At 59.3% G+C, this 12,659-nt stretch carries 6 protein-coding genes; all 6 read right to left on the bottom strand.

Going from position 1 to position 12,659, the window contains the following annotated elements; genetic code table 11:
* Positions 1-20 precede the first annotated feature (20 nt).
* Positions 21-509, bottom strand: coding sequence for a response regulator (locus RBT76_03880; protein ID MDX9856909.1), 489 nt, complete (start codon positions 507-509; stop codon positions 21-23).
* Positions 510-525: 16 nt separating this feature from the next.
* Positions 526-2,559 carry an SLC13 family permease gene (locus RBT76_03875; protein MDX9856908.1) on the bottom strand — a complete coding sequence of 678 codons (2,034 nt, stop codon included), beginning with the start codon at positions 2,557-2,559 and terminating at the stop codon, positions 526-528.
* A 24-nt stretch (positions 2,560-2,583) separates the two neighbouring features.
* Positions 2,584-3,135, bottom strand: a complete 552-nt coding sequence (locus RBT76_03870) for a CBS domain-containing protein (protein ID MDX9856907.1) — start codon at positions 3,133-3,135, stop codon at positions 2,584-2,586.
* Positions 3,136-3,220: 85 nt separating this feature from the next.
* Positions 3,221-4,966, bottom strand: a complete 1,746-nt coding sequence (locus tag RBT76_03865) for an ATP-binding protein (protein MDX9856906.1) — start codon at positions 4,964-4,966, stop codon at positions 3,221-3,223.
* 463 nt (positions 4,967-5,429) lie between these two features.
* Positions 5,430-9,761 (bottom strand): PAS domain S-box protein, encoded by a 4,332-nt coding sequence (locus tag RBT76_03860; protein MDX9856905.1) that lies wholly within the window; start codon positions 9,759-9,761, stop codon positions 5,430-5,432.
* A gap of 285 nt (positions 9,762-10,046) precedes the next feature.
* The gene (locus tag RBT76_03855) at positions 10,047-12,542 is read right to left on the bottom strand and encodes a prolyl oligopeptidase family serine peptidase (protein MDX9856904.1); all 2,496 of its coding nucleotides are present in this window, start codon (positions 12,540-12,542) and stop codon (positions 10,047-10,049) included.
* Positions 12,543-12,659: the final 117 nt, after the last annotated feature.

Raw genomic sequence — 12,659 nt, 5'->3', positions numbered from 1 at the left:
TGATCCGTGCCCTCGGGCTCTTACCGGTCTTCGTCGTCGAGTTCCCGCATCGCGCGCAGGATACCCAATGCGCTGGAACCCGTTGCAAGCCCGGCCAGTTTTTCCATCCTGGCCATATCCGATTGGAATTTCTTCTTGAGTCGCGCTTCATAGGCCTGACGCAGTACTTCGATGAGATCGTCGAACTCATACGGCTTCGGCAGATAACTGAACGCCCCGAGCTTTGTGCACTCCACTGCGGAGTCCACGGAGCCGTGCCCGGTCAGAATCACCACTTCGAGAAACTTGTGCTCCCGCTTCAGAATTTCGAGAACCTGCTTGCCGTCCATGCCGGGCATCTTCAGGTCAAGCAGCGCGAGATCGAATTTCTGGCTTTCTGCGACTTGGACTGCCTCACGCCCGCTGGTCGCCGTAGTGACGTCCAGCCCGCGCAACTTCAGCCGCTGTGCAATCGACTCCAGAAACTTCACCTCGTCGTCGACAATGAGCAGTTTGATCGCATCCGGCATTATTTTACACTCCTTCTCAAAAGCCGATCCAGCGCCAGTAACCGTAAAATGTCCACAGCCACAACACCGCGAATGACAGCACCAGGACCACCGCCCCGTGCCTGATGAAGTCCCCCAGTGTCACCAGTTGCTCTCCCGTATACGGATCCTTCGCCAGGGCATAGCATATTGCGTTGTTCGGCGTGCCGATGATCAAGGTATGTGCAAACGACGACGCAAATGCCGTCGCCAGTCCCACCATGAGCGGACTGCTGCCGGCTATTTTCGCCATTGGAATCGTTATCGGGCCGATCGCCGACACCGTGGCGCCGTCGCTCATGAAATTGGTTGCGATTCCCGTGAACAAACTGGCCGCCATCGCGAGCCCCTCACCCGTGCGCAGAAAAATCGGTAGGATTGATACGAACGAGTCGGCCAGATAGAGCGCCGCTCCCGTAATCGCCAACCCTTTGCCCATGGCGGTCGCGGCCGCGTACAGCGCCACGACATCCCACGGAATGCTCGCTATATCGCGCCAGCGCAACACCCGAAAGATATTGAGTGCGACAATCGCCAGTACCACCGGGCCGCCCATGCCGTATATGTCGCTCGCCAGCACCCATAAGGCGATCAATACCACCAGCACCGTGGCTGTAACGTATTCTTTGCCGTTCATGGGACCGATTTTCTCAGAGGCCTGACGCACCATCGTCGACACATCGAGATTCTTCACCTGGAGCTTCTTCCTGAACACGAGATAGAAGTACGTCGCGATCACCAGGGCCATCACCGGCACAAACGGTAATCCGTACATGACCCACTGCCCGAACGTCGGCGCCAGACCATAGTCGCCCAGGATACTCATCATCACCGCGTTGCGGCCTCCCGCAGCCGGCGAACCGGGACCTCCCGAGTTCGCGACATACGTCATCGAAAGCACGAACATGACCGCCAGTGCCCGGTCCTTTCGGATCCCCGCCGTTTTGACCGCCGTCGTGTACACCACCATGAACAGGGGCATCAGGAATGCAATCAGCGCATGCTCCGACACGAATGAGCAGGCCATCCCAAGCAGCGGCAAAAAGAGAAACAGTAACTTGGGCAGGTTTCTGGCCGGACCAAGCATCAAGAGCCCGATCCGTCGATCCAGGCCGGTCTTGCTGATCGCCGATGAGATTGCCAGCACACCGAAAATGAATATCACCGAATCCTTCGCAAACGATTGCGCGATGTAGTCGGGAGGCATGACTCCGCCGAAGTACATGGCTAATGCCACGATGAGCGCCGATATCCCGACCGGCACCGCTCCGCTCGCCCAGAACAGCGCCGCCACCACCAGCACCGCAAGCATGATCTTTGCCTTGGTTGCCGTCTCCTCCGGCGTCAGAGGCACCGATACTCTTTTGCCGTCGGCCTCGTACGACACCTTCGCGACTTTTCCCTCCTTGCTGTACGCATCGGCTATAGTCTGCCCCTCCGTCATCGAACGGTAGCTGGCATATCCGAAATTGGCGTCGGTCATCTCTCCAGTCTTGGGCGCCGACAACAACGCCAGCATCCGATCCGGCGTCGGCATGAACGTGATCGCGCAGAACAGCACAATACCCAGACCGATTATCAGCGGGCGGGAATTGTGCGAACCCACCAGCCATTTCCAGAACGACCCCTTCTCTACATGCACGATCTCGTGGCGCGCCATCGCATGCACCTTGTCTTCCCGCGCGCGGTCGACCATCTTGAGCAGATCGTCGAGGTCGTAAGGCTTGCGAAGGTACGAGTAGGCCTCCAGCCGACCCGTTTCCATCGCCGATTCCAGCGTCGACTGACCGGTCAGGATGATTACCTGCAGCTCCGGACGGAAACTCTTCATCTCCTTGAGCGCTTGTTCACCGCTCATCCCCGGCATCGTCCGGTCAAGCAAAACGACGTCGATATCGCCGTCCGCACGAATGCGCTTGACGGCGTCCTCTCCGTTATCAACTTCCGAGGTCTCATACCCCCGAAGGTTCATGCGGCGGGCAAGCGACGTGCGGAACTTCTCCTCGTCGTCTACCAAAAGTACTTTCGCCATAGCATTCTCCCAGGTGTACCGTCGTCATGCGCGGGATTGCGCCTTCATCTGCCGGGCAACCTCATCGAAGAGGTCCGACAGTCGAATTAACCCCGTGACCCGACCACCCCGCGTCACCAGCAGCGACAACTGCTGCCACATGACTAACTGGTGCAGCGCCTCGCTGAGCGTGGCGCTCTCGTCTATACCCTCCCGAACTGCGTGCATCACCTCACGCACCGGAATAACCGCCCCCCGCTGACATATGTCGCTGAACGTGTCTTCGAAATACCGAAAGTGATCCCGCATGGTCGACACGAGAGTGTCGCTCACCCCGGCCCGCGCCAGCGTGTCCAGATCACCCAGCATGTTGTACTTGGGCTCGAGACCCTTGAGGAAACCCAGCTGCCCGATCTTGCCCACGATAGCTCCCGACGCATCCGCCACCAGCACCGCACGGTGCGGCTGACGACCCGCCGGAAGGCGCTCTTGTGCCCGATCCAGAGCCTTCACCGCATCAAGAAGCGTGGCAGTGTCGGGGACCACCGCATAGTCGTCGAGCGGTACCATGAGTTCGCGCACTATCGTCTTGTTCATACTGCCGCATCCCTGTATGTGTCTCGTGCCTGAGCCGTTCTCTGACTATCTGCTGTTAACGATACGAATCACAGCTTCCGTCCTGCTATCGAAGGGGCAGCACCACCGTGAACGTGCTTCCCCGACCGGGCTGACTTTCCACCTGAATCTCTCCCCCCAGATTCTTGATTATTCCGTAGCTCACCGACAACCCCAGTCCCGTACCCTTCCCCACGTCCTTCGTCGTATAGAACGGGACGAAGATCTTCTCCATCTGCTCCGGCGATATGCCTTTGCCGTTGTCCGCAATTGATATGAACAGACGTCTCCCCACCACCTGGGTCGCAATGTCGATTACGCCGCCACGCCCCCCCGTGGCATCGATACCGTTATTAACGATATTCAACACCACCTGCTGCAACTGGTTGCCGTCCGTCATTATCACGGTGCTGTCCGAAGTATACCGCCGCCGGATCTCCACATTCGACACCGCAACCTCCGGCCCCAGCAAGCCGTCAATTACTCCGTCGATGAGCGTGTGAATGTTGTGCTGCCGAAGGTCCATGTCCGACTTGCGAACGAACCCGAGCAGCTTGTGGGTGATATCGCGACACCGAAACACGAGCTCCTGTATTGACTTCAGGTGTTCCCGCTGTTCATCCGCAGACATCGATTGGCCGTACGATGGATCTGACAGGTCCAGTACCAGACCGGCCTCTTCGTTGATCGATGCCAGCGGGTTGTTTATCTCATGGGCGATCCCGGCCGCGAGCTCACCGACCGACGCCAGCTTGGCCGCATGCTCGAGCTGGGCGCGTGTCCGGTCGCTCTCCATCTGCAGGTCGACCTGCCGACGGGCGCGGATGACGATGATAAAAAAGCCCACCAGGATCATGCCCGCGGCGATACCGATAATCCGAAGCCGGTACCCCGCCAGAAGGCCATCCGTTTCATCCGTCACATCCTGCACCAGCAGCGCCCAGTCCGCGCTGCGAAGCCAGGAATACGCCAGGGGCTTCGTCGCTCCGCCCAAATCGGTGCGCAGGAATCCCAGCGCAGGAAGCCGGGGCGGCGTGACTCCGCTTGGCTGCAGCGGTGAGCCAATCCTCGGTGCGACAAGCTGGAAATCTCCCGCCGCATTGACAATCGACGTAAACACGTCCTGGCCATCGCCAAATGAACTGATATACTCGTATATCCGCTCAGGATCAAGCGTCGCCCGATAAGCGACAAACTGCCCCCCGACCACCCGACTCACCGCCATCGTGAAATGCGGCCGATTGCGAAATCCAAGATAAATGTCGGTAATGACAAAACCGGTGTCCGTATCGTGTAATGTCTGGTACCACGGCTCAGACCGATAATTGCGCATTTCGAGCGACGGGTACGGGCCCGCATACGCCGACTGGATACCGCTCGATTCAAAATAACCGAAATCAACGAACGCGTCGCTGTACCGCTTCAGCTTTAGAAGATTCCCCTCCATCGACTCTGAGGTCGGAGGGAAAACCAGGCGCGGATCATCTACCACGTTCGACAGATTCACCAGTCGTTCCGACAAAAACAGATCCAGCGTCTTGGCCTGGCTCTCGGCTATCGCTTGCAGATGAAGGCGATTGCTCTCCGATACTATGGCATCATACTGAAAATAAAAATATGCAGCCAGTAGAACAACCGGCCCGAGATATAACAGGAGTAAACGGACGGTGATTCTGCGTCTCAACTCCCGGTAATGCTGCCCGTCAAACGGCAGGAATTCCGGTAGAATAACCGTCCTCTTTCTCATAAACACCGTTTTGGCCATCCCGCCGCTGGTTACCGGCAAGCGAAGCCGACCATGGGGCAGCAGCATTGAATCAAGTCACCAGTCGAAGAATTCTGGATTAAAAGATATAACTATCCATGTTGTGGTGTCAATACAATCCCGCCTGAATCAACCCGAAATCGAACTCAAGCTGTTTGGCGCATAATCGCTTAGGAGGTCAAGTGCAACAAGAGGAAGAGGGTGGCCTTAAGCGGTAAAAAAAAACTCGTCAAGGAGCCCTGCGGTATCGGGGGCACATCCACCACCAGGGCTGCCTTGACGTAGGGGCATAGGGGGCATCCGGATCAGTGATCCGGACAGGCATGCTGTCATACGAACATGCCTTTATGTACCTGCCGGGAATACGGGGCATGCACCCGACAGGTGCTTTTCGGGGGCGATGCTGTCGAGCGAAGTACGCGGTGCCGATTCGCCCCCACATCTTGATACCAATCAAACCGATTTGAGAGTCACAGTCAATGCGACTATATTACGTATATCAATACGTATACTAGTGGAGCTTTAGGAAGGTACTTAGGTCGACATCTTTCGATGTGATTTCCAACTTGCGGCGAATGCGCTCACGATGCTTGTGGACGGTCAACAACGACAGGTTCAGACTCTCTGAAATCTCCTTCGATGACAATCCCCGCTTAATCATGCCACATATCTCCGATTCCCGGGCGGTCAAACGTGCAAATCGTGCCTTAAACTCGTCTATGTCCTTATTTATTATGGCCTTAACATTTCTCTCTAAACGGTCGATCTCCACTGCTCCCCGGCTATCCGATATCTCGCGCAACCTCTGAAGAACCGGTTCAATCGTATCCTCCAACGCCTTAAACGTCTGCGTCCGAAAATCCTTTCGCTCCATCTCAATATGTTCGAGTACCTGTTTCAGAGTAATGTTCTTCTCGAGAAGAGCGGCGCGTTCAGTTTCGAGTTCGTCTGTCGTCTTGCGAAGTAACGCCTCCGCTTCCTTTCGTTCGGTAATATCGCGCCCCACAGCCACGATCGCGGTGACCCGATGCTCGCGGTCCAGAATCGCCTTGTCTGCCCACGCGAACCAGCGCCAGCCCTCCTTCGTCCTGGCCAACTGCTCGACATAGCATTCGTATGGTGGCCGGTACAGATCCTCCATGGCCCTTCGAGTCGCCTCATGATGATCGGCATGCACAAGCGGCCAGAATGTCGTCCCGACAAGGTCCTCGGCGGCCATGCCAAACGTCCGGCAATAGGACGGACTCACAAACGTGAACCGACCTTCCGTGTCGACCCTCACCACCAGGTCCGTTTGGTTTTCGACCAGCAGTCGGTATTTCTCCTCCGATTCCCGTAACACCTCGTCAGCACGCTTTCGTTCGGTGATATCGCGCACCACCATCTGAACAGCAGGACGCCCCTTGTAGGTCAGTGGGGCGGCAATTACTTCGGCCATTACCTGTTGCCCATCCCGTCGCACGAGCGTCCCCTCTATCGCATGCGCAGTTATGCGATCGGCCACCAGGTCGTCAAAACGCGTGAGCAGGTCCGCCTGAAAGTCCGGGTGGACGAGATCGAGCGGATCCAGGTTTGCCAGATCTTCAGCGGCTTCCGCCCCGACAAAATGCACAGCAGCCCGGTTGGCGAACACGATCCGCCTGTCGGCAATTACGAAAATCCCGTCCGGTGACAGCTCGGTGAGCGTCCTGAACCGCTCTTCGCTCTCGCGCAGCGCATCCTCGGCCTCCCGCCGCTTGGTCACATCACGCCCCACCGATTGATATCCGACCACGGCCCCGGCCTCGTCCAGAACGGCCCGGTCGTTCCACAACTGCCATCGGACCTCCCCCCCGGGCAGAACAATCCGCCGCTCCTGTGAAACACCGTGAGCCTCCGAACCGCACCGTGTCAGCCCGTCCCGTATGGCGGCGCGTTCCTCCGCCGGAAACAGGTCTGTCAGGTCGGTACCTATAAGCTCTTCGCGCGTGCGATTGAACTGCCGGCAAAATGCGTCATTGACGAATGTCAGCACTCCGTCCGGTCGCAAACGGCAGATGAACTCCGTTTGCATCTCTACCACTGCCCGATACTCCGCCTCCCGAATGCGAAGAGCCTGTTCAGCTCGGACAAGATCCGTGATGTCATGCATCGTACCGATCAGCTCCACCGGCCGGCCGTCATCATCTATCCGCACCTCCGCCCGCCCATGCAGGAATCGGGTAGAACCGTCAGGCCGTACCACGCGGTGTCGCAGATCGTACCGCTGTCCTGATTGCATCGATTGGCGAATCGCGGACTCCACCTGGTCCCGATCGTCGGGATGCACGAACGTCAGGAAAGCGCTGAGCGACGGCGGAACCGATCCCGGTTCGATACCCACTATCCGATATACCTCGTCCGTACAGGTCGCCGCGTCGCCGCCTACCGGTAGTCGCCAGCTCCCGACGTGCGCAATACGCTGCGCCTCCTCGAGGGACTGTTCGCTCTCTCGCAGCGCCCGGTGCGCGAGCCGGCTCTCCGTAACGTCACGAGCAATCACGGCTATCTTGCCTACCTCGCCCCGGCGGTCCAGCACAGGATACAGAATATGGTCGAACCACCGCCCGTGACTCTCGTCCTCGAATCGCACCGGCTTGCGCGACTCAACCACTTTCTGGAGCTGGTCCAGTCGGAAGCGGCTGACGTCCGAGGGAAACAACTCCCATGCACTCTTGCCCATAATCTCGCTTATCGTCATTCCGAAACGACGCGCCAGTTGTTCGTTGGAGTCGATGATGTGCCCCTCGGTCGTGAGCAGCACAACCACGTCGTCGGTCGGCGCGTTAATGAGCGCACGGGCCGTCCGCTCGCTTTCCCTCAACGCCGCGTCGGCTTTGCGACGTTCTGTGATGTCCCGAATAATCGCCAGCACGGCGCGCCGCCCTTCGTACGGTATCGCCGCCGAGTTGAACTCCACATGCAGACTCTCGCCCGCCACCGTCACCAGGACCGTTTCGTACTGCTGCGGCACGTCCTTGCCCGCCATCCGCGCCGCATACATCTGCGCAACCTTTGATATCTCGCTGGAATGGATATACTCCGTATAGTGCGTGCCAATCAACTCGCGCTCGTCCAGCCCCACCATATCGGCCAGACGACGATTGGCGTAGACTATCCGGTTCTCGTGCACGATACAGATGCCGTCGCTCGCCCGCTCGACCACGCTCCGGTACTTCTCTTCGCTCTCGCGCAGTGCGTTCTCCGCCTGCTTGAAACGAGTCACGTCACTCTGCGTTCCGATCATCCGGACCGCATCGCCGTGCTCGTCCCGTACGATCGCCCCGCGCATGAGGATCCAACGAAGACTGCCGTCCCGATGATGCATCCGGTGCTCAACCTCATACTGGTCCGCATCCCCTTTGAGATATCGACGCACCGACGTCACCAGGGAGCTTCGGTCATCCGGATGAACATGGTTCAGCCAGGCATCCAGGGTGTTCGAAATCTCCTCGTCCGCGAACCCCAGCAGGCTCTTGATGTGCGGATCGACAAACAGGTGGTCCGTCTGAAGATCCCAGTCCCATACACCGACGTTCCCCCCTCGCGCCGCCAGCTCGTACCTCCGGTGTCGCTCCTCCAACTCGCGGGCCAGCTCCTTCTGATCAGTGATGTCCCTGATCGTCCCGACAATGAACCGGCGCCCGGACTCGGGCTCCCGAAGGATGGACTTCTTGGTGGAGATCGTGCGCGTGACGCCCTTGAACGTGATTTCTTCCTCGTTGACGCTGGTTTTGCCGGTGCGAAGCACCAGCGCGTCGTACGCCCAGAACACGTCCGCCTGCTCGCGCGGAAAGATCTCGTAATCGCTTTTCCCGATTAGCTCCTCACGGGGACGGCCCATCAGCTCGCACATGACGTCGTTGAGAATCACCCAGCGGTGGTTTTCGTCCTTCACGAACACCGGGTCGTCCAGCCCGTTGATTACGTTTATCAGAAATTCCCGGGAATCCTCCAGACGAACTTCCGCAAGCGCGTGAGAAAACGCGTTCAGCAGATGATCCACCCTCTGGAACCGCTCCTCGGGTCTCTTCTCGAGCGCCCGCGCAACAACATCGCCGACCTGCTCCGGGAGTCCCGCACGAAGGTCCGTCACCGGGACCGGATCGTTCTCGAGGATCGCCCGCACCGTGGCGCGTCGCGACTCCGAACGAAACGGATGTGTCCCGGTCAGCGTCTCGTACATGATGACGCCGAGCGCGAAAATGTCGCTGCGATAGTCCTGCCGCCCCCCCTCCAACTGCTCCGGAGCGGCATATTCGTAGGCCCGCGAGCTGCCCCCGCGATCATCAAACACCCCGTCGAACGGTCCGCCAAACGCGAACCCCGTCAGGATTGCCCGGTGCTGCGGATCCAGCCCCACATTGGACGGTCGCAACTGGAGGTGGGCTACGCCGATATCGTGTGCGGTCTGAAGCCCGCGCCCGGCCTGCATCAGGATATCCCCCAACTCCACTATTGGATGCCGGCGCGCGTCCGCAACCAAATCGGCAAGCGTAAATCCGGACACACACTCAAAAACCGCAAACGGCCTTGAATCAACGATCGCCAGTTCGTGGACCGCCACAATGTGCGGACTGCGAACCGAACCTGTCTTTCGTACATCCTGTCGAAATTGTTCAACCCGGTCGGGATTCTGCCAGTGTGGTGACGGGAGGAATCTGAGACACACGCGGCGGTTCAATTCCAGATCTTCCGCCATGAACGCCGCCTGCTCGTAGTCATCTTCCAGCGGCTGCAACAACCGGTAATGAGATACCGTCTCCCCCACTGCCGGAAGCTCACCGGAGCGCGATTGCTCGGAATGCTGGTGCTCTACCGCCAATGTCTGTACCCCTGCGGGCCGACGAATCTCTGACTCGCACGGCCGACTGATTGCCGTTGAAGCCTCCCGGGAAGCAGACATAGCGGGAGATGCAGGTGATGATTCGTGCTGAATCTGCCCCAGAATCACCTGGTATACCGTCCCGAGATCCTCGACGGGTATGACTTTATACCATGTGTCTGATTCACGATACCATATATCCGACAAACGCGCAAGGAAAACGAAACTGCGGGAGAAGATGCCCTTCCCCCGCAGTTTTCATTCGCCGGAATGTGTGCCCGCAGACTACCTGGCCTCAACCGGCACGTCTACTTCGCGTGTGACTGACATCGGCTCCGCGTTTTTGACATACCGATCGAGCCACTCGGACGTTTCCCACAAAACATGCATCACCGACTCGCGGGCGCGGTATCCGTGACTCTCATGAGGCAGCATAACCAGCCGAACCGTGGCCCCGAGCCCCTTCAGGGCGCCGTAGAAACGCTCGCTCTGCATCGGGAATGTCCCCGAGTTGTTGTCCGCCTCGCCGTGAATCAGAAGAATCGGCTCGTTGATCTTGTCGGCCTGCATGAACGGTGACATCGTATTGTAAATCTCCGGCGCTTCCCAGTACGTCCGTTCTTCCGACTGGAAACCAAACGGTGTCAGCGTGCGGTTGTATGCGCCGCTGCGGGCGATCCCGGCCCGGAATATGTCCGAGTGCGCCAGCAGATTCGCCGTCATGAACGCGCCGTACGAATGCCCGCCGACTGCGATCCGGTCCGGATCGGCCACGCCCCGCCGCACCATCTCGTCTGCCGCCGCCTGCGCGCTCGATACCAGCTGCTCGACATAGCTGTCATTTGGTTCTTCGTCCCCCTCGCCGACAATCGGCATGCCCGGATCGTCGAGTACGGCATAGCCCCGGACCAGCCAGAGAAGCGGCGATGACCAGGAGACGCGAATGAACCGATACGGTGAATCCGTTACCTGCCCCGCCGCATCAGCGCTCTTGTACTCCTGAGGATAGGCCCACATCAACATCGGCAGCGCGCCGTCCTTCGCCGGGTCATACCCCGGCGGCGTATACAGCGTCGCGGTCAGGTGCACCCCATCGGCGCGCTGGTATCGAACCTGCTCCTTGCGTACGTCGGCAAGCTGTGGCGTCGGGTGCGGGAAATCCGTCTTCTGGGTCAGCTCGTCATTCACCAGGTCGCGGACGAAATAATTCGGCGGCTCCGTTACGGATTCCCTGCGCGTCAACAGCAACCGACTCTCCGCATCCAGAAGCGTCACCACCGACTCATAATACGGCGCCTCCGACCGGAACAGCCGCGTGGTCGTGAGCGTCGTCAGATCGAGCGCGTCCAGGAATGGCCGGTCCCCTTCGGGCGACGCGCCGCTGCCCGACAGAAAAATCGTGTTCCCGTTATTCGCGGTCATCAGCACGTACGTCCCGTACCGGGTGCGCGTCGTCAGCGGACTGCCGGGGTCATTGTAGCGATCTTCCCACGAACGATCCTGAAGCAACACCGCCTCGGCGGCTGGATCCCCCGGAAGTATACGCCATGTCTTTATCTTGCGGTTGGACCACCACCAGCCCGATACGATCGCCAGCTCGTCATTGCCCCACGTGATACTCGAATAGCGAACATCCGGTACCGTGAACAGTACCACAGGGTCGCCCGTGAACGGGGCCGACAGCATGAATATCCGATCCCGTGCATCTGCTTCGACACCCGCGTCGCCGCCATCGAGCGCTTCGGCCCAATACAGCGTCGCGTCCGCGTCGGCCCGCCAGTCGATCGACCGCCGACCGCTCCGTACCGATCCGAACGCCAGCGGTATCTGGTCCGCCAGCGGCTGATCCGCCACCTCGTACACCTCGTTGCCGTTTCGATCCCACACCACCGACCGCAACGGGAACTGGTCCGCCGGAACCGTGTAGGAGTACGGACGGTGCATCGTCTCCACCAGGAGGAAGTTGCCGTCCGGCGATGGAAGAACGGCGGCGTGGACACCCTCCCCGCCGATATCCGTTACCCCTCCATCCGCCCCCACCCGGACAATCTGCGAGGTCGCATAGTAATCAAAGAGCGCCTCATCATATTCGTTTTCGAGCAGATCCTGATACGTGCGAGCTGCCGCCACCCGCCCCAGGTTTTCCTGGATTACCGGTCCCGCCGGTACCAGCGGCTCCGCCGGTGGCTCACCACGACCCTCCGGGACCGTGCGCGCGATGATCGTCTCGTTGTCCGACAGCCATGAGAACGGACTGCCGTCAATCGCGTTCAGCGGACGATCCATCAGCCGTCGTGCAGCCGCTGCCTCGACCTCCACCACCCACAACTCGATATGACGCTCGAGGGTCAACGCGAATGCCACCTTGCTCCCGTCGGGCGACCAGGTGATGCTCGTGATACGGGGAGATTCCGGAAGTCCGGTGACTGGAAACTCCGCCCCGTCGGACATGCGTTTGAACGACAGGGCCGACGCAAACCACGCCCGGCTCGGTCCGTTGGTCCGCGGGTTGATACGAAGACCGGCAAGCCGAAGCTCCGGCTGGGCCACCTCTTCCAGAGGCGGCAGACCCGGCCACGACGCCAACAGCATCCACTCACGGTCGGGGCTGATGTACACCGACGGCGTCCACGGCGCGTCGATTAACGCCGCTATCTCCTCAGGCGGCATCCGGTACCCCGGCGTCACCGAATCCGTCTGAGCGATGCCGCCACTCACGATGATCAAAACAAGAATCGTGGTAATGCCCGGTTTCGCCAGGCACGCACTCCATCCGCTCATTCCCTGCCTCCTCTCGACTTGTCACTATACATACATGTACGATAATTTCTCGTCACGGTTGTATATGGTATGTCGCACGGAATGACCGGACAAGCGAAAAGCCTGCCTCGCGTGGAC

This window comes from Candidatus Zixiibacteriota bacterium (genome assembly GCA_034003725.1).
Classification (GTDB): Bacteria; Zixibacteria; MSB-5A5; order GN15; family FEB-12; genus WJMS01.
The sequence above is the reverse complement of the archived record's forward strand: the minus strand, read 5'-3'. Positions and strand labels throughout refer to the sequence as shown.